The sequence below is a fragment of the Corallococcus sp. NCSPR001 genome, assembly GCF_017309135.1.
GTDB lineage: Bacteria > Myxococcota > Myxococcia > Myxococcales > Myxococcaceae > Corallococcus.
In genome coordinates, this window is the sequence record NZ_JAFIMS010000002.1 from 3162238 (window position 1) to 3186189 (window position 23952).

Consider the following 23952-nt stretch of genomic DNA (forward strand, 5'->3'; position numbering starts at 1 on the left):
AATCCGCATGACGCGGGGCGTACATCCGCCTACTTTCCGCTGTCCCTGTTCCGACTGAGGTCTCATAACAATGAGCGCGAGCGAAAACTTCTCCCTGGCCCGGGCATGGCTCAAGGCCTTCAACGCCCACGACGTCACCGCGCTGGTGGCGCTGTACGCGGAGGATGCAACACACACCTCGCCCAAGATTCGCGTCCTGCACCCGGAGACGGGCGGGCGCCTGGTGGGCCGGCCGGCCCTGGAGCGGTGGTGGAGGGACGCCATCGCCCGGCTGCCGGGTCTGCGCTACGAGGAGACGGCCCTCACGGCGGACGGGGACCGGGTGTTCATGGAGTACCTGCGCCACGCCCCCAATGAAGCGCCCCTGCCGGTGGCGGAGGTGCTGGAGGTGAAGGGCGGGCGCATCGTCGCGTCGCGGGTCTACCACGGCTAAGGTGCCCCCCATGGCGACCCCCAATTTCGACCGGGACTTCGGATACCTGCTGCCCTTCATGGACAAGGTGGCGGCGGCCGCCGCGGACCTGCCGGACGCGGGCGCCCGCGAGGAGCTGGTGCGGCTGGTGGCGGAGGAGAAGGTCCGCTGGGAGCGGATCCGCTCGCTGCTCCAGGGCGCGCCGGGGCAGGGCGGCGGTTCGAAGGGGGCGGCCCCCAGGGTCGCGGCCTCGAAGGCCCTGGCACCCGCCGCCGCGCCCCCGCTGGCCCGGGTGTCCTCGGACGGGGTGAACCGGGTGGCCCCCCGCGAGTCGGGCCTCACGGTGGGCAGCCTCAAGGACTCGCGCTAGCGGCTCCGCGTTGAATCAGGCGCTGCTCACGCGGACCTGATCCAACGCGTCGTAGGTGGCGGCCTTGTAGGCCTCCGACAGCGTCGGGTAGTTGAAGCAGGTCTCCACGAAGAGCTGCGCGGTGGCGCCGGTGAGCAGCGCGGTGAGCCCCACGTGCACCAGCTCCGAGGCCTGCTCTCCCAGCACGTGCACGCCCAGGAGCTTCAGGTCGTCGCGGTGGAAGAGCAGCTTCAGCAGGCCCTGCTTCTCCCCGATGATCTGCCCGCGCGGGTTGGTGTCGAAGGTGGCGCGGCCGACGACGTAGGGGACGCTCCGCGCGCGCAGCGACTCCTCCGAGTCGCCGGCCATGGACACCTCCGGGATGGTGTAGATGCCGTAGGGCAGGATGGGCGTGAGCGTGCGCTTGCCCGGGCCGAAGGCGTGCTCCACCGCGATGCGGGCCTGTTCCATGGACGTGGAGGCCAGCGCGGGGAAGCCGATGACGTCCCCCACCGCATAGATGTGCGGCACGGCCGTCTGGTACGCGAGCCCCACTTCAATCTGGCCGCGCTTGCCCTGCTTCACGCCCAGCGCCTCGATGCCCAGGCCCGCGGTGTTCGCGGTGCGGCCGGAGGCGACCAGCACCTGATCCGCCTCCAGGACCTCGCCCGTGGACAGCTTCAGGCGGATGGGCTCCGTGTGGGACTCCGGCACGTGCGCGGACTCCACCGTCTGGCCCAGGCGCAGCCGGACGCCCAGCGTCTCCATGCAGTCGCGGAGCAGTTGGCCGATCTCCGCGTCCAGGAAGTTGAGCAGGTCGTTCTTCACCTCCACCAGCGTCACCGGGATGCCCAGCGCGGCGAACATGCACGCGTACTCGCAGCCGATGACGCCGCCGCCCACCACCACCAGCGTGCGGGGCAGGGTGGTGATGTCGAGGATCTCATCCGAGTCGTGCACGCGCGGGTCGCCGAAGGGGTACATCGGCGGGCGGTAGGGCGTGGAGCCGGTGGCGATGAGGACGGTGCCGGCGGTGAGCCGGGCGACCTCCGCGCCCTCGCGCTTCACCGCGACGGTGTTCGCGTCCACGAAGGAGCCGGCGCCCTGGAACAGCGTCACGCCGTGGCGCTGGAGGTTCTTGTGGATGCGCTCTCGCTCCATCTGCTTCACGCGGCGCTCGCGGAAGAGGAAGTCGGAGACGGTGGCCTCGTGGCGCAGCGTCGCGTCCACGCTGTAGAGGCCGCGCGCCTTGAAGCCGGACAGGTGCAGCGCTGTCTCGCGCAGCGTCTTGGAGGGGAGGGTGCCGGTGTTGGCCGCGGTGCCGCCGAGCACCGGCTCCCGCTCCACCACCGCCACCCGCTTCCCCGCGAGCGAGGCCTGCACCGCGCCCCATTCACCCGCGGGGCCTGAGCCGATGACCACCAGGTCGAAGTCCGCCATGGGCCCACCCTAACCCCAGGCCGGGGGGCCAGGGCACCGGGAAGTCAGTCCCGGCCCGAGTAATTCAGCTTCTCGCGGACCTCCTCCTCGGTGAGCAGCCGGAAGCCGCCCTCGGGGATGTCGTCCAGGGTGATGTCGCCCACGGCCTCCCGGTGGAGCGCGCGGGCGGGCAGCCCCACGGCGCCCAGCATGCGCTTCACCTGGTGGTGGCGGCCTTCGGTGAGCGTCACCTCCACCGTGTGCTCGTCGCGCACGCGCACCTTGGCGGGGCGGGCGGGGCCGTCATCCAGCATCATCCCCTGGCGCAGCGGCTCCACCTTCGCGTCGTCCGCGGTGCTGAACACCGTGGCCACGTAGCGCTTGGGCAGGTTCGTCTCCGGGGACGTGGCGTGGGCCACCAGCTTGTCGTCGTTGGTGAAGAGCAACAGGCCCGTGGTGTCCACGTCCAGCCGGCCCACGGCGTGCCAGGTGAAGCGGTTCAGCTCCAGGGGCAGTTGGGGCAGGAGCAGTTCGAACACCGTGCCCGTGCGGTGCTGGCGCGCGGTGGAGGTCAGCACCCCCGCGGGCTTGTGGAAGGCCAGCACGTGCGTGGGCGTGCCCTTGCGCACCGGCATCCCGTCCACCTTGATGACGGCGTCGGGCGGCACGGGCGTCAGGGGCGTGGTCGCCACGCGGCCGTTGACCGTCACGCGGCCCGCCTTGATGGCGGCCTCCGCCTCGTCCTGGGGCATGGCGCCCGCGCGGGCGAGCGCGCGGGAGAGCCAGTCCGGCTTCTCCTTGCCCTCCCAGCGGTTGGGGCGGGGCGGGGACTTCGGGGGCCGTTCGGACTTGCGAGCCATGGGCGCGGCACTGTAGCCGCGCTTGAGGCGGCGGCGTGTTCCTTCCGTTAGCGGCGGACCGGCTCGTCGGGGTCATCCCCCTCGGCGGAGCCCGGCGTCGGGCCCGGCTCGTCGCCGTTCGCGATGCGGTGGGGCTCCTCCTCCAGCCCGCCGTCCTCCGCCGTCCCAGGCGTGCGGCCGGGTTCCTCGAGAATCTCCTCGGGGGCTGGCGCCTGACGGCCAGGGCTGGGCTCGGTGCCTCCCACGATCATCGACTCGTAGGGCATGTGGTTCACGCGGTGCTCCCTTCCGTGCGGTTCGGACGTTCCCGGAAAGGTAGCGACGCGCGGGCATCCCGCCGCGCGGGGCCGCGAGTCCCCCCGCCTGCTCAGGGGTCGTCCCTGCCCGGGAAGTGCTTGCGCACGGTGTGCAGCGCCGCCAGCCAGAGGCGGGCCTCGTGGCGCGTGAGCCGGGAGCGACGCAGCGGCGCGACCAGGTCCCGCACCGCCGTACGTCCGGGCTTCTCGTCCACGAGGAATCCGCCCGCGCTCAGGAGCGTCTCCAGCGTCGCCTCCACGCGTGAGAGCTCCGCGTCCGTGGCGGCCAGGGGCAGGGGACCCGGCGGCGGCGCGCTGTCCGCCAGGTGCGCCATGCGGACCTCGTAGGCGTAGAGCAGCACCGCCTGCGCCAGGTTGATGGAGGGCTGCTCTGGCGCGGTGGGCACCGCGGACAGGTCGTGGCAGCGCTCCACCTCCGCGTTGGTGAGGCCGCTTCTCTCATCCCCGAAGACGAGCGCCACCGGCCCCTGCCTGGCCCTCGCCACCAGCTCCTCCCCCACGGCCCTGGGCGACAGGCGGCGCTTTCCCTCCACCTTGCGGGAGCTGGTCCCCACCACCCAGACGCAGTCGGACACCGCCGCGTCCAGCGAGTCCGGGCGCTTCACCCCACCCAGCACGTCCTCCGCGTGCACCGCGAGCCGGTGGGCGGGGCCCAGGTCCTCCACCTCCGGCGTCACCCAGGCCCAGTCGGACAGGCCGCAGTTCTTCAGGGCGCGGGCGGCGGCACCCAGGTTCTCCGCGTTGCGCGGGCGCATGAGGACGAATCGGACGGGCAGCACCATGGCCGCGCACCCTACCGCCCCGGTGCACGTCGCAGGGACCCCTGTTGACCTTCGAGGTGTCTCACCGCCAGTCTGCACCGCGAAATCCCGCGTCCCGTGCGTCCAGCAGGCCACCCGCGAGTGTGGCTGCCCGGACACCCTGTGGGCCCGCGGACGCGCATGGGGGAGCGCCGGCACGTGGTCGCCGGGCCGCACTTCCCGTGCGCCTCCTCGGCCCCACGCGCGGCACGCGGCATGAAATCGGTTCCGCCGCCACCCCCTGGAGGAAACATGTCCCCGCAGTCCGCAGTCCCGCCGAAGGCCGCGCGCACGCCCCGTGCCCGCTGGCTCCTGCCGGCGTTGCTCGTGGGCGCGCTCGCCGCCGGCTGCAAGCAAGAGCCCGCGAAGACGCCGCCCGCTGAGTCATCGACCGCCATGGCGACCGACGCCGGCACCCCGTCCCCGTCCACGCCCGCGCCGGTGCAGGCCGCGAAGCTCACGCCCGTCATCCACGAGCTGGCCAGCGAGAACGCCGTGCCCACGGGCGTCGTCATCGAGTTCGCGCTGCCGGTGCGCCCGCGCTACGAGAGCGTCGACGGCAGCGTCGTCACGGTGTCGCCGGAGGTCCCGGGCAGCCTGCGCTGGACGGGCCCGTCGTCGCTGCTCTTCACGCCGTCCACCGGCTTCGCCGCCGGCACGACGTACACGGTGTCCGTGGACGCGGTGAACACCGACGGGGGCATCATCAAGCCGTCGTCCGCGCGCGAGTGGCGCTACAACTTCACGACCTACGCCTTCAAGTTCTCCCAGGTCTACCCCACGCGCATGGACCCCCTGAAGGGGCTGGTGGAAGCGCACGTGGACTTCTCCGGTCCGGTGGAGCTGGCCGCGGTGCGCTCCCGCACCAGCTTCCGCGTGGGCGACAGCGCCATCAGCGACGTGAAGTGGAGCACCCGCGCGGACACGCGCAACTCCCTGTCCGTGGCGCTCACCCACCCGAAGCTCAAGCCCGGCGCGACGGTGCAGTTCTCCCTGCGCGAGGGGCTGACGCCCGTGGGCGGCGCCTCCACCGTGCAGGCGCCCGCGGCCACGAGCAGCTTCGGTTTGAACGGCGGCAAGCGCCTGGACATCACCTACGTGAGCCTCCAGGAGGGCTCCAGCGGCTACTTCTACGAGGTGAGCTGCCGCGACGTGGCGGCGGACGCCCCGGCGAGCCCCACCGACGAGCAGTGGGACTCGTACTACTACGACGATGACAACAAGGGCTGCAGCTTGAGCGACGCGGTGGCCCAGGACGCCATCCGCTTCAAGCCCAAGGTGAAGTTCACCGTGGCCCCGTCGCGGCGCGGCTTCCGCATCTTCGGTGACTTCAAGCGCGGCCCCCACACGCTCTCCATCGCGGAGGGCACGCTGTCCGTGGGCGGCGGCACGCTCATGGGCGCCTGGTCGCGCGGCTTCTCCGTGCCCGCGCGCCAGTCCCAGGTGCGCTTCAACGCCAACGGCCGCTACCTGCCGCGCAGCGCGTGGCGCAACCTGCCCCTGCAGCACCTCAACCTGGAAGAGGTGACGCTCACGGTGCGCAACATCCCGCCGGAGAACCTCGTCTTCTGGATGGGCAGTGACTACTCGGAGAGCGCGGACGAGCGGACGAGCAACGTGCTGGTGCGCAAGAACGTGCCGCTCAAGTCCACGCCGGACGCGCTGCTCACCACGTACATCGACGTGGCGTCGCTGGTGCCCGCGAACACGCGCGGCCTGGTCGAAATCCTGGCCGAGCGCGGCGACTACAAGGCCGCCGCCCGCATCCTGCTCACCGACCTGAGCCTCGTGGCCAAGCGCGGCGGTCCCGCCGTGGGCTCCAAGGACTCCGGCGAGGTGTGGGTCTGGGCCCTGGGCCTGGAGAGCACGGAGCCCCTGTCCGGCGTGGAGGTGACGCTGGTGAAGAAGAGCGGGCAAGCCGTGGCCCGCTGCACCACGCAGGGCGACGCGGGCTGCCAGCTCAAGGTGCCCGCGCCCGGCGTGGACGACAGCGCCCCGTTCGCGCTGGTGGCGCGCAAGGGCGACGAGCTGACGTACCTCAAGTACGACGAGCTGAAGACGGAGATCGCCAACTCGGACGTGCAGGGCGAGCCGTACCGCGCCGAGCAGCCGTACCGCGCCTCCATCTGGTCCGACCGCGGCGTGTACCGCCCCGGTGACACCGCGCACGTGGCAGCGGTGCTGCGCGGCCAGGACAACCTGGCGCCGCCGGTGGGCATGCCGGTGGAGGTGCGCGTCATCGACCCGCGCGAGCGCGAAATCCGCAAGGTGACGCTGAAGACGAACGCGGCGGGGCTCGTGGCCTTCGACCAGACCTTCGCGGCGTTCCAGGACACCGGCCACTACTGGGTGCGCCTCAAGGTGGCGGACCGCGACCTGGCCTCCTACGCGGTGAACGTGGAGGAGTTCGTCCCGGAGCGCATGAAGGTGACGGCCAGCGCCAGCGCGCCGGGCTACGTGCAGGGCACGGAGATTCCGGTGGGCGTGGAGGCCGCGTACCTCTTCGGCGGCTCCGCCGAGGGCAGCCCGGTGGAGATGACGTGCCGGCTGGAGTCCGTGCCCTTCAAGCCCAAGCAGAACGCCCAGTACACCTACGGCGTCTGGCGGCAGGACGGCAATACGCCCCGGCCCGTGACGCTGGGGCAGGTGAAGGGCACGCTCGACGCGAAGGGGCAGGCGCTCCTCAACTGCCCGGCGCAGGCGGCGTCCGGCCCCATGAAGGGCGCGGCGCGGCTGTCCGCGGTGGCCAGCGTCTTCGAGTCCGGCAGCGGCCGCTCCACCATCGGTGAGGCCACCGTGCCGGTGCACCCGGAGGCGTACTACCTGGGCCTCCAGGCCAACACGCAGAAGGTGAAGGCGGCCACGCCCTTCACGCTGACCGGCGTGGTGGTGGACTGGAACGGCCAGCCCTTCACCGGCGACAAGGCGCCGAAGACGGTGCAGCTGGAGTACCAACTGCTCGAGGAGAACTACGGCTACTACTACGACGAGGAGTCCGGCTACGAGCGCTACCAGCGCTACCTGCGCCCGCAGCGTGAGGGCGAGGCGACGGTGAAGGTGGAGAACGGCCGCTTCACCGCCACGGTGCTGCCGGGCCGCGACGGCGCGGGCTACCTCGTGCGCGCTCGCGCGGGCAACACCCAGACGGACCTCGCCATCGAGGGCGAGGGCCGCTACTACTGGTGGGGCGAGGGCTCGCGCGTGGACCAGACGCCGCGGCCCCTGAAGCCCACGGCGCTGGACATCTCGCTGCCGGCCAGGGGCAGGGTGGGCGAGGCCCTCACCGTGAAGTTGAAGGCGCCCTACCGGGGCCGCGTGCTCTTCACCGTGGAGACCGACCGCGTGCTCACCACCGCGTGGAAGCAGGTGGAGCCCGGCGAGGTGTCCTGGTCGTTCACGCCGTCCGAGTACGCGCCCAACGTGTACGTGAGCGCGTTCCTGGTGAAGGACCCGCACCTGGAATCCGCCCAGGCGTTCATGCCCGACCGCGCCTTCGGCGTGGGCAGCATCGCGCTGGAGCCGGTGGACTTCACCCAGGCCGTCTCGCTGACGGTGCCCAAGGAGGTCCGCAGCAACGACACCCTCACCGTGGACGTCGCGGTGGAGGGCGTGGAGGGCCCCACCTTCGCCACCGTGGCGGTGGTGGACGAGGGCATCCTCTCCCTCACGCGCTTCCAGAGCCCGGATCCGCTGAAGGAGATCTTCACGCGGCGCGCGCTGGGCATCCAGACCTACGAGACGGTGGGCTGGGCGCTGCTGGTTCCGCCGGGCGGCAACTCCAGCTCCACCGGTGGTGACGAGGGCGGCGCGGAAGGCCGCGTGCAGCCGGTGAAGCCGGTGGCCCTGTGGAGCGGTGTGGTGGAGGTGCCCGCCAACGGCAAGCTGAAGGTGCCCTTCAAGCTGCCGCAGTACCGGGGCGCGGTGCGGGTGATGGTGGTGACGGCGGGCGCGAAGCGCATTGGCCGGGCCAGCGCGCAGGTGCTGGTGCGCGACCCGCTGGTGCTCCAGACGACGCTGCCGCGCTTCCTCACCCAGAACGACGAGATTCAAATCCCGGTCTTCGTCACCAACCTGTCCGGCAAGGCGCAGGACGTGAAGGTGTCGCTGTCCGCGGAGGCGCTGGCGGTGCCGGGGCTCGCGATGCCGGACGGCCTGGGCTCGCCGCTGGAGCTCAAGGGCAAGAGCGAGGGCCGCGCGAAGCTGGAGGACGGCAAGTCCCGCACCTTCGTCTTCCAGGGCCGCGCGGTGCAGTCGGTGGGCGCGGCGCGGCTGGTGGTGACGGTGGAGGGCGGTGGCTACACGTCCACGGAGCAACTGGACGTGCCGCTGTCGCCCGCGGGTCCGCGTGAGCGTCACATCCAGCAGGTGGAGCTGGCGCAGGGCACCACGGACCTGAAGCCGCTGCTCGCCGGGTGGGTGCCCACCACGGAGCGCACCAACGTCTGGGTGACGAACAATCCGTACGCGAAGTCGCTCCAGCACCTCTCGTACCTGGTGCGCTACCCGTACGGCTGCATCGAGCAGACGACGTCCTCCACCCGCCCGCTGCTGTTCGTCAGCCAGCTGGTGGAGCGCGTGGATCCGACGCTGGTCTCCACGGCGAAGGTGGAGGACATGGTGCAGTCGGGCATCAACCGGGTGCTGTCCATGCAGACGCCCTCGGGCGGCTTCGCGTACTGGCCGGGCCAGACGGAGCCGGTGGCCTGGGGCACGGCCTACGCGACGCACATGCTGTTGGACGCGCGCAAGCTGAAGTACCCGGTGCCGGATGACCGCGTGGAGAGCGCCCTCGCGTGGATGGGGGACGAGCTGACCCGCAAGGAGGGCCGCGTGAATGACGACCACTACGGCCAGCACTCGGAGGCGTACATGCACTACGTGCTCGCGGTGGCGGGCAAGGGGCGCAAGGCGCGGGCGCAGGCGATGGTGAGCGCGCTGGAGACGGCGGCGAAGAAGGCGGCGCTCGGCGGCGAGGACCAGGAGGACCTGTACATGCTCAAGGCCGCGCTGTGGCTGTCCGGCGACCGCCGCTACGAGAAGGAGCTGCGCAACCCGGACGTGTCCACCGTCACCGATGACCGCCGCAACAGCTGGTCGTTCTATTCGGACCGGCGCCGGCGCGGGATGATGCTCAGCACCTTCCAGGACCTCTTCGGCGACGCGCCGGAAGGGGAGCCCCTGGCGCGCATGGTGGCGACGGCGTTGTCGACGCGCACGTCGGCGTACTACTCGACGCAGGAGCTGGTCTGGGGCATCACCGGCCTGGGCAAGCGGCTGCAGGGCACGGCGACGAGCTTCTCGCCGCCCACGCTCACGGTGGCGGGCAAGACGGTGGCGCCTGTCGCGGAGAAGGACGCGCGCGTGTCGGACCGCACGTGGGCGCTGGCCCGCGCCAGCGAGCGCGCCAGCATGACGCTGGACCTGAAGGAGAAGGGCGGCGGCAACGTCTACCTCATCCTCAACAGCGAGGGCGTCCGCACCACGCCCGAGGCGAAGGCGGGTGGCGAGGGCCTGACGCTCAAGCGCACCTGGCGCTCGCTGGATGGCACCGCGCTGGACCTGAAGGCGCGGCCGGTGAAGCTGGCGGACCTCATCTACGTGGAGCTGGAGGTGACCAACACCCGGGGCGAGCGCGTGCAGAACATCGCGCTGGTGGACCGGCTGCCGGCGGGCTGGGAAATCGAGAACGCTCGCCTGGGGCGCGGCGGCAGCGTGGACTGGGTGGACGCGGATTCGCTGTGGGCCGCCGACTACGTGAACGTGCGCGATGACCGCATGGAGGCGTTCGGCACGCTGCAGGCCCATGAGACGAAGAAGCTCGTCTACGCGGTGCGCGCGGTGACGGCGGGCAGCTTCACCCTGCCGTCCGCGGAGGCGGAGGCGATGTACGACTCCTCCATCTGGGCCCGTGAATCCGCGGGCACGGTGCAGGTGACGGGGCCCTGGAAGGACGACCTGCTCTAGGCCCATGCGTCGCGTGCGTCTCAACGTGAAGAGGTGGGCGGGGGTGGCGCTGGCGGGGCTCGTGCTTTTGGGCGCGGGCCTCGTGGCGGCCTGGTGGGTGCCGTTGCCGGAGCGGTTGGCGGCGCCCCCCTCGGTGGTGATGGCGTACCGGGACGGGTCGCCCGCGTACGTCTTCCTCGCCCCGGACGAGCGGTGGCGCATCCCCGCGCCGAAGGACCGCGTCGACCGGGCCTATGTCCGCGCCCTCCTGGCGCTGGAGGACAAGCGGTTCTTCCAGCACCCGGGCGTGGATCCGCTCGCGGCCCTTCGCGCCGTCGGGCTCAACCTGAGCCGGGGGCGGCGGGTGTCGGGGGCCTCCACGTTGACGATGCAGTTGGTGCGCGTGCTGGAGCCCCGTCCCCGCACGTTCACCTCGAAGGTGATTGAGTCGTTCCGCGCCGCCCAGTTGGAGGCGCGGTTGTCCAAGCAGGAGGTGCTGGAGGCGTATCTCCAGTTCGTGCCCTACGGGCGCAACGTGGAGGGCGTGGAGGCGGCGGCGCTCGCGTACTTCGGGCACACCGCCCGGCACCTGAGCCCGGCGGAGATCGCCACGCTGCTGGCGGTGCCGCAGAACCCGAACCGGCGCTTCCCGTCGCGGGAGAACCGGGAGCGGCTGCGCTCGGCCCGGGACGACATCGCCCGGAGGCTGCTGGAGTCCGGAGGCCTGGCCGTGGAGGGCGTCGCGTCCGACACTGTGCTGGCGGAGGTGCGGGCGACGGCGGTGCCGGACGTGCTCACGCCGTTTCCGAGGGAGGCGCCACACGCGGCGGTGTGGCTCAAGGCGCAGCGGCCCGGGGAGACGTGGCTGGCGACGACGTTGGACGCGGGCACGCAGCGGTTCGTGGAGCGCACGCTGGGCGAAGCGGCCCGGCGGTTGGACCGGCAGGGCATCCACAACGGCGCGGCAGTGGTGGCGGACCGGGAGACGGGCGAGGTGCGCGCGCTGGTGGGGAACTTCGACTTCTTCGATGAAAAGCACGGCGGGCAGATCATCGGCTTCGCCACGCCGCGCTCGCCGGGGTCGGCGCTCAAGCCGCTCCTGTACGCGCTGGGGATTGATCAGGGCCTCGTGGGGCCGGAGATGCTGGTGCCGGACATCCCGGTGGCGTACGGCGGCTACCAGCCGCGCAACTTCGACGGGCGCTTCCTGGGGCTGGTGCGGATGGAGTCCGCGCTGTCGCAGTCGCTGAACCTGCCGTTCGTGAGGCTCTTGGAGCGGCTGGGTGTGGAGGGCTTCCTGGGTTCCCTGCGGCAGGCGGGAGTCACCAGCCTGGATCCGCGGCCGGGGCACTACGGCCTGTCCGCGGCGGTGGGCGGCTTGGAGTTGACGCCGCTGGAACTGACGGGTGTGTACCTGGCGCTGGCGGGGGATGGGCAGGTGCGTCCGCTGCGGGTGCTGGAGCAGGACACGGCGCCGAAGAAGGCCCCGGCGTTGGTGTCGCCGGGAGCGGCGTGGCTGACACGGCAGGCGTTGGCGTTGAGGGATCGGCCGGACTTCCCGGAGCGGCGGCGGCTCACGGGGTTGCCGGCGCGGGTGCACTGGAAGACGGGCACGAGTTTCGGCAACCGGGATGCATGGGCGGCGGGCTCCGGTCCGAAGCACACGGCGGTGGTGTGGCTGGGCAACTTCGACCACGCGTCGAGCGTGCACCTGGTGGGCGCGGAGAACGCGGCCCCGCTGCTGTTCGACATCCTGGAAGGCCTCGGCCCGCGAGGCACGGCGGTGCAGGAGGAGGACACCGCGCCGCCGAAGGACCTGGTGAGCGTGGAGGTGTGCGCGTACTCGGGGCACCTGCCCACGGACGCGTGCACGCAGCGCAAGCGGGTGGACGCGGTGCGCACGGCGGTGCCGACGACGCCGTGTCCGTACCACCACCGCGTGGAGGTGGACGTGGCGTCGGGCCTGGCGGTGGGGCCTGGGTGCAGGGACGGACGCAAGACGGAGTCGCGCGTGTACCTGACCTGGCCGTCCAGCCTGCGCCGGTGGCTCGCGGAGCAGCAGCGCCAGTTGCCCGAACCGCCGCCCCTGGCGCCCGGCTGCGTCGCGGGAGGCGAGCGCGACACGCCGACCATCCTCTCCCCACCGGAAGGGCAGGTGGCGCTGCTCATCCCGGGCATGAACACGGAGGAGCAGAAGATCCCCCTGGAGGCGGAGGCCGCGCACGACCGGGAGCTGACGTGGTTCGTGGACGGAGCCGTCCTGGGAACCGCGAAGGCCGCGGAGCGCCTGTGGTGGAAGCCAAGCGTGGGCACCCACGACATCCTCGTCACCGACGACCGAGGCCTCACCGCCCGCCGCACCTTGGTGGTGCGCGAGCGGCAATGAGATTCAAGACGCGGCGAACCGCCAGCCTCGCCATCCATGGCATTCAGGTGGTGCGCGAGCGGAGGAAGACTTCAGCGTTCAGCGATCTGCCTCGCCAACGCGACGCCGCTGAGGAACGCGCCCTCCACACGGGGACCCTCGCACCAGTCGCCACAGGCGCCCAGGCCCAGCGCCGCGTCGTATAGCGCGGGGGCGTCCAGCGGCGGTGAAGGCATCGCGAAGCGCCACCGGTGCGCCACGGCCTCCACGGTGCGCACGTCCCGGCCCAGGGCCTGGCCGAACGCCTCCACGAGCTTCGGAGCCATCGCCTCCGCTGTCTCCTCCAGGTGCGCCGCGCTGAACTCCGGCGACCCGTGAAGCACCCACCGCTCACCGGGAGCCCGCCCAGGCTTGCTCGTGTCCCGAGCCGCCCACGACAGCGGCGAGTCCTCCACGAACGCGCCATCCAACTCCACCGCCACAGGCGCATCGAACCGGGCCATCACGGCCCAACACGGAGACATCCGCGCGGTCCCAGCCTGGGCCGCCAGCGCGGGCGCTCCCGCCAGCAACGGCACCGCCTGCGGCGCGGGCACCGCGGCCACCACCACCTCCTCGAGCCCCAGGTCCTCGCCCGTCTCCGACGTCAGCCGCCACGCCTGGCCTTCACGAGCCACGCGCTCCACCCGCACCCCGGTGTGCACGTCCAACCCGTCCGCCAGCGCCTTCGCCACCGCGCTCATCCCCGGCACGCCCACGTACCGCACGGACTCCTTCGCGGGAGTCACCTGCCCACGCGTCAGCGTCCCGATGCGCCCGCGCCACTCCGCCGCCACGCCCTCCGCCACCCATGCCTCCACCAGCGCGCGGAAGAGCGGATCCCTCGCGGTGAAGTACTGCGCCCCGTGGTCGAACGCGCCGCCCTCCGCGCTCCTCCGCGTGGACAGCCGTCCTCCCGGCCCGCGCCCCTTGTCCAGGACCCGCACACCGAAGCCCGCGCCCGTCAGCACCCGCGCGAGCACCAGCCCCGACATGCCCGCGCCAATGACGGCCACGCGGGGCAGGGGACCGGAACGGCGCGGCAACAGCTCATCCAGAACGCGAGAGGCGGGCATGGGCCGGGTGCTAACCCGTCCCTGCCCGCCCCGCACGCCTGCTCAACAACCGATGTCCGCGCGTCGACTCAGCGCACCTCCCAGCCCTCCGCGCCCCGGGCGTAGTGCTTGCCTGCGGGTAGCTCGCCGTAGAACAGCGCGTCCTTCATGCCCACCACCGACGTGCCGTTGAACAGGCCCACCTCGCCCTTGGCGGGGAAGGTGATGCCCAGCGAAGCGGCCGTGAGCCGCACCGTCTGACCCGGCGCCACCGTCGTGTTGCCCAGCACCGCGCCGATGGGAGCCTTCACGATGGTGGGCGCGTAGTCGCCGCCCGCCAGGCTCACCCGCAGGTTCGTGGTCAGCGTCATGCCCTGGAGCGACACCGCCTGCGTGCCGTGGTTGGCCACCTCCACCCAGCCCGCGCGCGGGTCGAACGCCTCGAACACCAGCGTGGACCGAGCCGCCTTCAGCCGCTTCACCTCCGACATCACGAACTCGCGGCGGAACTTCACGAAGCGCTTCATGTACGCCTTGCCCGCGCTGAACTTCGCGTAGTCCATGTACGGGTCGGTCTTCATGGACGCGTCGATCAACGCGTGGAGTTGGTCGATGTACGGGTCCATCACCTTCGAGGTGAAGAGCTCGTCCATCGCCTTGTCCAGCCGCGCCTCCAGGCGGGCGCGCAGCACGGGGTTGAGCACCACGCGCGTGCCCATGTTGGAGAACGTCGGCAGGTAGCCCGGGTAGCTGCCCTGTTCCAGCTTGCGCTGCTGGTACATCTTCTCCACCCAGCCATCCAGCAGCGTGAAGTTGAACAGCGGGTGCTTCATGTTGCTCGTGGAGGCGGACTGGTCCTCCACCGTGTTCGTGTACCACCAGCGCGCATCGACGTTGTTCAGGTCCCACGGCACGTAGCGCCAGCGCCCGGTGATGTCGTCGTGCAGGAAGTAGCTCTCGGAGTCCTCCACGAAGTTGTTGGACATCAGCGCGTCCAGCACCATGGAGCGCACGTAGGACTCGATCTCCAGGTTCTTCTCCAGCGCGGCCACCAGCTGCGGCTCCGGCGTGTGGTTGATGACGTCCAGCACCTCCCACAGCGCGTCGTCGGGCTCGCTCTCGTTCGTCTTCTTCACCCAGTCGCCCTGGTAGGGCACCTTCCACGTCTTGAACTCCGTGTCCTTCCAGCCCGCGCGGTAGATGGTCGCGTCGTCGTCCGGGAACTGCCGCGCCTTGACGAAGGCCTTGTTGACCTGCTCCACCTCCAGGAACACACCCTCGTAGCCGCCGTTCACGGAGAGCCGCACGAACGTCGCCTTCGACGCCGGCACCCGCATCGCCGCCAGCAGGTCGTAGGAGATCTTCTCGGCGATCATCGAGGCGTCGGCGTACTCGGCGATGAGGTTGAGCGACGTGCGGCCCTCGAACTTGACCCCATCCGGGAAGCTGACGTTCCAGCTCTTCTTGTCGAAGTAGCGCGCGGAGGCCCCGCGCAGCCGCACCTTCACCGGGATGGACTTGCCGTTCGCCACGAACGTCGCGTCCTGTTCCTCGGTCAACGGCTCCCGCATGAACTTCTCCAGCACCTCCGGAGGCATGATCAGCGAGTACTCCGGCACCGTCGTCTGGAGCTTCGGCAGCGTGTAGGGCCGCTCCACCTCCGGAACAGGCTGCGGATCCGTGCCGGCATCCGTGCTCCCGCCGTCCCCGGGGCCGCTGCCCGCGTCCACGGAGCCGCCGTCGGAAGCCCCGGCGTCCGGAGTGCCCGAGTCCTCGGAGCCCCCGTCGGGAACCCCGGCATCCGAGTCGCCGGGGTCCGTGATGCCGGGGTCGGTCACGGAGGGTTGTCCATCATCGGGATTCGCCGAGCCGCCACCGCAGGCGGCCAGCAGCATCGACAGGCTGATCAGGAGTCGTAGGCGCATCATCGTCCGACCCATGAGCAAGGCCCATGCCTCCCTGCCAGGGAGGCGAAGGGAAACCGCTGTCGCCTGCACGGAACGCCACGGGGGTGACGCATGGGCCGTGGATCGCCCAGCGGATGGAAAACTCTTTCCCTCCCCGGAATGCTCGCCTGCCCATCCCGGGCCTGCCTGCCTGCCCTCCACGACAGGGGGTGGAAGGCGTCATCGCCCCAGGGGCGGGCAGCCGGGCAACGGCCACGGCGCGCCGCGCTGTGCACGGACACAGCCGCAGGACCTAGCTTCCTGGGAGCAGGCTGGAGGACGGCCCGAGTCCGTCAAGGGAGCGATGATGGAGTCCTGGAACCAGACCTCGACCGATGCCGTGCGCACCCACGCGCCTTCCACGATGAACCGGCGCATCGACGTCCACGTGGAGTCGTGTGTCCGCTACATGGCGGAGCAGGGGGACCGCTCGGAGATGAGCCGGTACCTCGAAAAGCTGGAGCACGAGTGGGACGTGCACCGGACCCTGGTCGTGAGCGTCTCCGGGCTGGCGCTCGGTGGCCTGCTCCTGGGGCGCAAAGCCGGCCGGGGCTGGGGCGTGCTCGGCGGCGTCACCCTGACCCTGCTCCTCCAGCATGGCCTCACCGGCTTCGGGCCCCTCTCCGTGCTGGTGCGAGCGCTGGGCGTGCGCACCCGCCGGGAGATTGACCTGGAGAAGTTCGCCATCAAGGCCCTGCGCGGGGACTTCGAACGCATCCCCAGCGACGGGGGGCCGCTGGCTCGCGCCAACGCCGCCCTCGTCGCCGCGCAGTCCTGAACCTCAGTGCACCATGGGCGTGGTGTAGCCGCCGCCCAGGGCGGGCATCAGCGCCGGTCCCGGCGTGGACGAGCCGGGCCTGCGGTCACCCTTCGTGTCGAAGAAGCCGTTGAGGCCGGCGACGCCGATGGAGAAGTTCGTCACCCAGCCCTCGTCGGGCTTGCCCTCGGCGGCGTTGATGTCGAAGGGCCGCGCGAAGTGCAGGCGCAACAGCAGGGGCCCCAGGGACAGGTTGAAGCCGACGACCGCGTTGAGCACGCGGTGGTCCCAGAGGTCCCTCGCGCCGTCGCCCACGCCGCCCATGTCCACCGCGGCGATGGCCTCCAGGTCGCTCAGGAAGGCCACGCGGATGATGTCGTTGAGGGGCAGCTGCGCCTCCACCGTGGAGTAGACGAAGTGCTGGCCCAGCAGCCACCGCTCGTCGCCGAAGTTCACGCCGCGCAGGGTGTCGAAGCTGGACAGGTAGTAGGAGCGCGCGTAGCGGCCGCCCACCGTGGTGCCCGCGCCCAGGCGCGCGAAGAAGTTGGTGCGGCCGTAGATGGGGAAGTACCGCTCCGCGTCCAGGCGCAGGTTGCCGTACGCCTGACCGTCGAAGGGCTGCACGCCGGCGGTGGCCTCCAGCAACACGGAGCTGCCGGAGAGCGGCCCCGTCGCGTAGTGGTACTTGATGCTGTCGTAGCCCACGCGCCCGCTCAGCTCCGTCTGGAAGCGGATGTGCTGGTTGTCCGCGCGCCACGCGGACAGCAGCTCCATGTTCGACTCGTTGCGCTCCGGGAACGCCAGGTAGAACTCGCTGTAGTCATCCAGGAAGTACTTCGTGCCGCCGATGCTCAGGTCGCCCTGGAGGTAGAAGAAGGTGCTGAGCGGGTAGCGCAGGCTGCCCAACGCGCCGAAGTAGCGCTCCGACGACACGAAGAACGGCCGCTGGTCCGCCGGCAGGTCGTCGAACGTCTTGTCCACGCGGAAGCGCAGTGACTGGAACAGACCGGCGCCCCACGTCGTGCGCTTCTCGTCGTTGACGTAGAGCAGGAGGCCGTCCGTCAACTCGAAGGAGCCGTACACCGCCAGCGTGAGGACCATCTGGTGGTCGCGCAGCCGGTCGGAGGCGGACGCGAACACCTGGCCCACGAAGCCGCCACCGCCCGCGCCCGCGAAGCCGAAGATGGGCCCCAGCTCGATGTTCTCCCGCGTGAAGGGCCGGTAGGCCTGCGCGTCGGTGAGCGGCTTGAGCGCCATGGGGGAGGGCGGATCCGCCGCCGGCTCCTTCGCGCTCTCCAGCGACAGCATGCGCGGCGGACGCAGGAGGGACGGCTTCCGCTCGCCGCTCATGTGGAAGAGCATCCACAGGCCGCCGTCGGGGCCGGGGCCCGGCTCGAAGACGCCCGTCGTCAGGTCGGTGCGCCGCACGATGCGCCCATCCGCCAGCCGCTCGTGCAGGTCGGAGCTGCTCTTGTTGAAGGCCACGAAGAACACGCGGCCGTCCGGCAGCGCCAGCGGATCCGCCTCGTCGCGGTCCTCGCTGGTGAGGCGCTCGGCCTGTCCCACCGGCGCGTCCGGCTTGATGCGGAAGAGGTTGTACTTGCGGTGCGACGTCGCGTCGGACGTGTAGATGATGCCGGACGGGCCCCAGGTGACCTGGCGCTCCGCGAAGACGTCGTCGGTGAGCTTGCGGATCTTCGCGTCCTCGCCCTGCGTGAGGTCCACCAGGTACAGGTCGCGCAGGCCCGTGTCGTTGATGCCGATGAACGCGACGTAGCGGCCGTCCGGGGAGAAGGCCGGCGAGTAGATGGCCAGCACGCCCTGCTTGTCCACGCGGTACGCGTGCCGGTCTCCCGTCTCCAGCGTCACGTTGAGGCCCACCTCCGTGCCAATGCCCGTGCGCACCGCGGAGCGCCGCACCAGCACGTCCGTGGCCCGCTTCTCGGATTTGTGTACGTAGTCCTGCACGTACAGCACGTCGCGCCCGGTGCGCTCCGCCACGAACGCGAGCTTGTCCTTGGTCAGCGCGAAGTTGCGGCCGGACACCGGGTGCAGGGACTCCACGCCCGGCACGCCGTCACCCGCCACCTTCACCGTCTTGCCCGGCGTGCGCGGATCCGTGAGGTACAGCCGGCTCTCGCCCGTCTCCGGGATGATGGTGCGCAGCGCCAGCACGTTGCCGTCCGGACCGCTGGCCATCGCGGTCACGATTCCCGGCGTCTCGCCCAGCGAGTCCAGCGCGGGCGCCGTCTGCGACGACTCCAGGTACGTCTTGAACGACCGGCGCTTGAGCCAGTTCTCGAAGCGCGCGGAGATGCGCTTGGGGTCATCCCCCGTCAGCCGCTCCAGCAGCTCCTCGAACTTGAGCGACGGTGAATCGCGCGAGCCGCCCACCAGCCGAGGCGCCTCCTCCAGCAGCCGCTGGGTGATGCCCGCGCCGTACTCCTCCTCCAGGAACGCCACGCGCGCCTGGCCGACCTTGTAGATCCACAGGTAGCCGTAGGGCCCGGGGGAGAAGAAGTCGAGGAAGGCATAGCCCTTCATCAGGTCCGGGTTCACCAGCAGGTCCCGCACCATCATCTCCGCCTCGGGGTCCAGGCCGCGCTTGGCGTAGAACTCCGCCAGACCTTCGATGAACCACAGCGGATAGCCGCCCAGCGGATCACCGAACGTCTTGGCCTGCTCGGCCACGGTGCGCACCTTCTGGATGGTGAACTGGTGCGCCAGTTCGTGCGTGCTGACCTCCTCGAAGAGGTGGTGGTCGCCCAGGTACGGCAGGGACAGCTTCAGGTCCTCCGTGGAGGTGACGCCCAGCGTGCCCTCGGAGACCGCGAACACGTTCGTCTGCAGGAACTCCGCGTAGCTGCTGTAGAGGATGTACGGGAACGTCTCGGTGGGGACGTACTTGAACTGATCCACCAGGTACCGGTACGCCTCCTCGATGATGGGGGCGGCCCGCTCGGCCACCTCGCGCTCGCGCTCGTAGAAGTAGAAGCGCACGCCGCCCGTCTTCGCGCCCAGGTCCTTCGCGTAGGTGTATTTGAAGCCGGCATCCGAGCTGCCCAGCATCAGCGGCGCGCCGGAGAACACCGCGCCGCCGTCCTCGCCGGTGACACCCGCGAGCGTGCCCGCGTCGCCCACCGTGCCGCCGTCCGCCAGCGCCACCACGCCCGGGGGCGGGATGCCGCCGTCGGGAAGGCCCGTGACGGTCGGAGGGATGCCGGCGTCGGACGCGCCCATGTCGAGCGCGACGCCGTCCGTCCTGGGCAGGGAGTCACCCGGCCGCTCCGTGGGGACGTTGCCGGACGGGGTGACCTCCGGGCCGCCCGGCGGGGACTGCGGGTTGCTCGTCTGGGGCGACGTGGTGGGCGCCTGTGGATTGGCGCCGCCCTGGGTACCGGGCGGGTTCTCATGCGCGGTGTGATCCGCGGGCTTCGCCAGACCGGTGGCGGCGGGGCCCACGAGGATGTCGACATGCCGCCACTCGAACTCGTAGCTGTTCACGGGCGTCTTCCCCGCGCGGCGGGGAACGACGAAGACCTGGGCCAGCGCGAACTCCGGCAGGAGCAGGGCCAGCAGCACGGCGATGACGTGCGGACGGGGGTTCAAAAAGCACCTCGGTACGGCGAGGAGACAGGCTATCAGGGGCCTGGAGGAAGGCTCCCTCTCCCACCGGAAACGCACAAGCGGTCCTTTTGTTTCTTTGCGTTGCGGTGGACGTCCCGGCGCTTCTCCCTCTGTGCACGCCGGGGGACTTGGCGGCGGTCGGGATGGCCCGGTATGGAGGAGGGAATGAATCGTCTCTCTCTCGTCGCCGCTAGCGCGCTCCTCGCCTTCGGTTGTGGCAAGGACAGTTCCGACAACAAGGCCGAGTGTCAGCTTGAAGCCATCGACCTGACCGGTTGTGACAGGTCGACGTTGAGTGTTGTCCAGGCGGAAGGCGTCTGGAACACGAACATCAACCTGAACGACGGCTACTCGGGCCCTTCGTCCATCCGGTTCTCGCCCGGCGATCCGCTCCTCGTCGGCCTGCCCATGTCGACGAAGCAAGTCACTCCGGACACCTTCTTCCTGGCCGCCGACGTGGCGGGCAGCGCGGAGGGCTCGTCGGTGCGCTACGCGTTCGCCGGCTGCAAGGCCTCCGGACCGGGCGAGGTGCTGGGGGTGGTGCGCGTGTGCGGCAACGGCTCGACGGTGAGCCAGGGCACCTTCACCGCCAGGCGCGTCGTGCGTCGCGAGGGCGAGGCGGAGTCCGACCGCGTGGCGCTGCTGGGCCAGGGTGCGCTGCCCCGAGGCGCCGCCAACGGCGTGGCGGTCGCGAACGGCTACGCCTACGTCATCGCGGGCAGCGAGGGCATGTTCGTCTTCGACGTGAAGGACCCCGCGAACCCGAAGCTGGTGTCCGAGCACAAGCTCCCCACGGAGACGTACACCAGCACGCTCATCAGCGGCACGACGCTCTACCTGGGCACCTACTCGAAGGGCATCCGCATCTGCGACCTCGGCAAGCCGGAGGCCCCCACCTGCGACAAGACGGTGCTGGCGGACCTGTCGGTGCGCGCGGACAACATGGTGAAGGACGGCAACCTGCTCTACGTGGCGTCGCCCCTGCCCAGGGCGGACATCGTCATCCTGGACGTGACCCAGCCGTCCGCGCCGACCCTCGTGGTGCGCTACACGGTGGAGGGCGCCTCGGCCGACCTGAGCGAGTACCCCTACGCCCTGGCGGTGCAGGACAACCGCCTTTACGTGAGCAACTGGAGCTACGGCCTGACGGTGACGGACCTCGCGCCCCTGGCGACGACGGCGAAGTTGCCCAAGCTCCTGGGCCGCTTCGCCGGGCCCTCCACCAGCGCCCTGGCGGTGGGCAAGCTGGGGGATTCCACGGTCGTCTACCAGGGCTCGGACGCATGGGGCTCCTCCATCCTGGCGCTGGACGCCACCAGCCCGGGGTCCATCGTGCAGCGCGGCGAGCTGCCGCTGCGGCCCGAGGCGACGCTGGGCGGCATGGCCCTGTCGGGCACCACGCTCTACGTGGCCAATTACCAGGACGGCCTGCGGGTGTACGACGTGTCCACGCTGGGGACGCCGAAGGCCGCTGGGTACTTCAACACCTGGAACGAGACGGACGCGGGCCGGGGCAAGAGCTACTTCGACGGCTTGCAGGGCGTTCATGTCGCGGACGGCCTGGTGTATGGGTGGGACACGACGCGGGGCCTGCTCATCTTCCGCCACACCCCGTGACGCCAAGGCTGTGTCATGACCCCGTTGAACGGATGCGGCCGCTGCCAGACCCTGCCCGAGACGCCGGACGTACCGGGGCGTCTCTTCCTGTGGCCGCCGTTGGGCCACAGCCTGGGCAAGCTGGTGGCCCACCTGCGTGATTCGGGGGGCACCTTCCAACTGCGCACCGACGCTCAGTGTGTCGTGGTGGGGATGGAGGAGGGCGGCCTGCGGAAGCTCTCCGCGAGCCTGCCCAACGTGCTGACGGCGGAGGAGGTGCGGGGCACGCGCGCCCTCTTCGTCGAGGGCGACGGCGAGCCCGGCATGGCGGACTTCCCGCGCGTGGACTCACTTCAGCGGCTCACCACGCTGCATCAGTCCGGGTGGCTGGTGGACATGCTGGCGGAGTCGCGGCTCACCACGTTCTTCCAGCCCATCGTCCACGCGCAGGACACCTCGCGCGTCTTCGCGCACGAGGCGCTCCTGCGAGGCCGGGACCGGGAGGGGGGGCTGGTGCCTCCGAACCGGCTGTTCGACACGGCGCGCGAGGCGGACCTGCTGTTCCAGTTGGACCTGGCCGCGCGCACCACGGCCATCCGTGAGGCGACGCGGCACCAGCTGCGCACGCACCTGTTCATCAACTTCACGCCCACGGCCATCTACGATCCGGCCTATTGCCTGCGCTCCACGGCGGCGGCCATCCGCGAGTCGGGCATCCCGGAGTCGCACGTCGTCTTCGAGATCATCGAATCCGACCGGGCCGCGAACGCGGCGCACCTGCGCGCCATCGTGGACTTCTACCGCGCGGCGGGCTTCAAGGTGGCGCTGGACGACCTGGGCGCGGGCTACTCGTCGCTGAACCTCATCCACCAGCTGCGGCCGGAGTTCGTGAAGCTGGACATGGAGCTGGTGCGGGGCGTCCACGCGGACCCCTACAAGGCGTCCATCGTGGAGAAGCTGCTGGAGATCGCCCGGCAGCTCGGCATCCAGACGGTGGCCGAGGGAATCGAGACGGCCGAGGAGCTGTCCTGGGTGCGCCGGCACGGGGTGGACTTCGTGCAGGGCTACCTCATCGCGAAGCCCGCGGGCGCCCCCGCGAGCAGCACCCCGCGCATCATGGATTGAGCAGCGTGTTGGACGTGCCCGAGCGCTCCAGGCTCGCGGCGCGCGCCAGCCGCAGCTCCTCGCCCGCGCTCTGCAGGGCGACGCGCGCGGCGTAGATGTCCCGGCGGTTGGCGGCATCCCGGGCGTAAGCGATCTGCGCGCGGATGCGCTCGGCCTGGACCACGACGCCGCCCTGCCCGAAGGCCGCGGCGTTCTGGCGCACGACGGAGAAGTCCTCGTCGGCGATGTCGAGGGCGTTGTCCACGTCCAGCTCGCCCTGTTCCAGCGCCTGATCCGCCGCGAGCATCCACTGACCGCCGGATTGGATCCGCGCCAGCCGCTGCTGCCGCGCGCGCTCGGCCTCGTAGGCGCGCTGCTCATGCGTGTCCACCTGGGTCTGCACGGCCTGGGTGCGCTCGGTGGCGCGCGTGTCGCGGGCCTCCATCTCCTGCTCCAGGTCCGCGATGCGCTGGCGCAAACGCGTCACTTCCTCCTCATTGGCAGCGGCGGCCTGAGCCGCCTGGGCCTGCCCCTGCGCTGCCTGGGGCGCCTGCGTCGTCTGGGGCTGCCCCTGTGCCCCCTGGGGCGCCTGCGTCGTCTGATCCGGCGCGGTCGTGCCCGTCGGAGCGGCGGCGCCGGTGCCGGCCGTACCCGAGCCACCTGTCGCGGTGCTCGGCGCAGGGGTTCCGGTTTCAGTGGTACCGGCTGTCACCGAGCCGCCGGTCGCGGTCCCCGGTTCCTGCACCGTCACGCTCGACGTATCCAGCGGTGCCCCGCCCGTGCCACCCGGAGAGACGTTGCTCGGAGCCGTCGAGGAAGCCGCGCCCGTGTCGTAGGCGCCGCCGAAACCAGGGGCATTCGCCTCGGTCGTGCCCTGGGCCGGCGCGGTCGTACCGGCCGCACCCGAACCCGTGGCGGGCTGTTCCGTCGAACTCCCCGCGGTTCCAGCGCCTCCCGTGCCCGTCTGGGGCTGCGCGGCCTCCGTCTCCGTCGACTCACTGGGAGCGGGCTCCTGCTCGAAGACGGTGGGGACGGGCGGCGGCACATACGTCTGGGACTGCTGGATCGCGACGTCGCCCGAAGTGACCGGCGGGTTGCCATCGGACATCCTGGGTGTCAGAGAGTAATAGTTGCCCTCGGTCGGATCCGTCGGGGCCTGGATGACATAGCCCTGGGGTGGGCGCGCACCGTTCCGGTCATCCGCGGCCTGCTCATAGGCATCCTGCAGTGCGGCGGCGGCCGGGTCCCTCACGGACGGATCATCCGGAGGCAACGGCTCCGGGTCGTATGCCTGGCCCATGCTCAATCCCGCGACGATGGCGATCCAGAGGCGCATGCCTCGAAGATGTCCACGCGCGAACGC

At 70.9% G+C, this 23952-nt stretch carries 15 protein-coding genes; 7 read left to right on the top strand and 8 right to left on the bottom strand.

Annotated elements, in window-relative coordinates; translation table 11 throughout:
- The first annotated feature begins 70 nt into the window (after positions 1 to 70).
- Together JYJ93_RS14970 and JYJ93_RS14975 are read left to right on the top strand one after the other, a co-directional pair.
- On the top strand, positions 71 to 433 hold the full coding sequence (locus tag JYJ93_RS14970; protein WP_120528677.1) for a nuclear transport factor 2 family protein: 363 nt from the start codon (positions 71 to 73) through the stop codon (positions 431 to 433).
- A gap of 10 nt (positions 434 to 443) precedes the next feature.
- Positions 444 to 782 (top strand): hypothetical protein, encoded by a 339-nt coding sequence (locus JYJ93_RS14975; RefSeq protein WP_206791615.1) that lies wholly within the window; start codon positions 444 to 446, stop codon positions 780 to 782.
- Positions 783 to 797: 15 nt separating this feature from the next.
- On the opposite strand, the gene sthA is transcribed toward JYJ93_RS14975, so the two are convergent.
- From sthA to JYJ93_RS14995, 4 genes are all read right to left on the bottom strand, one after another.
- Positions 798 to 2201, bottom strand: a complete 1404-nt coding sequence (gene sthA / locus JYJ93_RS14980) for a Si-specific NAD(P)(+) transhydrogenase (protein ID WP_206791624.1) — start codon at positions 2199 to 2201, stop codon at positions 798 to 800.
- Between the two features lie 44 nt (positions 2202 to 2245).
- Positions 2246 to 3040 (bottom strand): pseudouridine synthase, encoded by a 795-nt coding sequence (locus JYJ93_RS14985; protein ID WP_206791626.1) that lies wholly within the window; start codon positions 3038 to 3040, stop codon positions 2246 to 2248.
- A gap of 47 nt (positions 3041 to 3087) precedes the next feature.
- On the bottom strand, positions 3088 to 3306 hold the full coding sequence (locus tag JYJ93_RS14990) for a hypothetical protein (RefSeq protein WP_206800316.1): 219 nt from the start codon (positions 3304 to 3306) through the stop codon (positions 3088 to 3090).
- Between the two features lie 101 nt (positions 3307 to 3407).
- Positions 3408 to 4139 carry a TrmH family RNA methyltransferase gene (locus tag JYJ93_RS14995; protein ID WP_206791628.1) on the bottom strand — a complete coding sequence of 244 codons (732 nt, stop codon included), beginning with the start codon at positions 4137 to 4139 and terminating at the stop codon, positions 3408 to 3410.
- Between the two features lie 270 nt (positions 4140 to 4409).
- Between JYJ93_RS14995 and JYJ93_RS15000 the strand changes: the two genes are divergently transcribed.
- Together JYJ93_RS15000 and pbpC are read left to right on the top strand one after the other, a co-directional pair.
- Positions 4410 to 10121 carry an Ig-like domain-containing alpha-2-macroglobulin family protein gene (locus JYJ93_RS15000; protein WP_206791630.1) on the top strand — a complete coding sequence of 1904 codons (5712 nt, stop codon included), beginning with the start codon at positions 4410 to 4412 and terminating at the stop codon, positions 10119 to 10121.
- 4 nt (positions 10122 to 10125) lie between these two features.
- Positions 10126 to 12486 (top strand): penicillin-binding protein 1C, encoded by a 2361-nt coding sequence (pbpC, locus tag JYJ93_RS15005; protein ID WP_206791632.1) that lies wholly within the window; start codon positions 10126 to 10128, stop codon positions 12484 to 12486.
- Positions 12487 to 12557: 71 nt separating this feature from the next.
- On the opposite strand, the gene JYJ93_RS15010 is transcribed toward pbpC, so the two are convergent.
- Both JYJ93_RS15010 and JYJ93_RS15015 read right to left on the bottom strand, forming a co-directional pair.
- Complete coding sequence (locus tag JYJ93_RS15010; protein ID WP_242543815.1) at positions 12558 to 13550, bottom strand: FAD-dependent oxidoreductase; 993 nt, start codon at positions 13548 to 13550, stop codon at positions 12558 to 12560.
- 98 nt (positions 13551 to 13648) lie between these two features.
- Positions 13649 to 15487: a CotH kinase family protein gene (locus JYJ93_RS15015; RefSeq protein WP_206791652.1), complete on the bottom strand. Its 1839-nt coding sequence runs from the start codon at positions 15485 to 15487 to the stop codon at positions 13649 to 13651.
- A 325-nt stretch (positions 15488 to 15812) separates the two neighbouring features.
- Here JYJ93_RS15015 and JYJ93_RS15020 point away from each other — a divergent pair, with 325 nt between their 5' ends.
- Positions 15813 to 16283 carry a hypothetical protein gene (locus JYJ93_RS15020; protein WP_206800317.1) on the top strand — a complete coding sequence of 157 codons (471 nt, stop codon included), beginning with the start codon at positions 15813 to 15815 and terminating at the stop codon, positions 16281 to 16283.
- Positions 16284 to 16286: 3 nt separating this feature from the next.
- On the opposite strand, the gene JYJ93_RS15025 is transcribed toward JYJ93_RS15020, so the two are convergent.
- Entirely contained in the window at positions 16287 to 19871 is a 3585-nt protein-coding gene (locus tag JYJ93_RS15025; RefSeq protein ID WP_206791661.1) for a PD40 domain-containing protein, read from the bottom strand.
- A 183-nt stretch (positions 19872 to 20054) separates the two neighbouring features.
- Between JYJ93_RS15025 and JYJ93_RS15030 the strand changes: the two genes are divergently transcribed.
- The gene (locus tag JYJ93_RS15030) at positions 20055 to 21506 is read left to right on the top strand and encodes a hypothetical protein (protein ID WP_206791663.1); all 1452 of its coding nucleotides are present in this window, start codon (positions 20055 to 20057) and stop codon (positions 21504 to 21506) included.
- A 15-nt stretch (positions 21507 to 21521) separates the two neighbouring features.
- Entirely contained in the window at positions 21522 to 22610 is a 1089-nt protein-coding gene (locus tag JYJ93_RS15035) for an EAL domain-containing protein (RefSeq protein ID WP_206791665.1), read from the top strand.
- Here the strand turns inward: JYJ93_RS15035 and JYJ93_RS15040 are convergent.
- The gene (locus JYJ93_RS15040; protein WP_206791667.1) at positions 22600 to 23925 is read right to left on the bottom strand and encodes a hypothetical protein; all 1326 of its coding nucleotides are present in this window, start codon (positions 23923 to 23925) and stop codon (positions 22600 to 22602) included. The genes JYJ93_RS15035 and JYJ93_RS15040 overlap by 11 nt on opposite strands.
- Between the last annotated feature and the right edge of the window lie 27 nt (positions 23926 to 23952).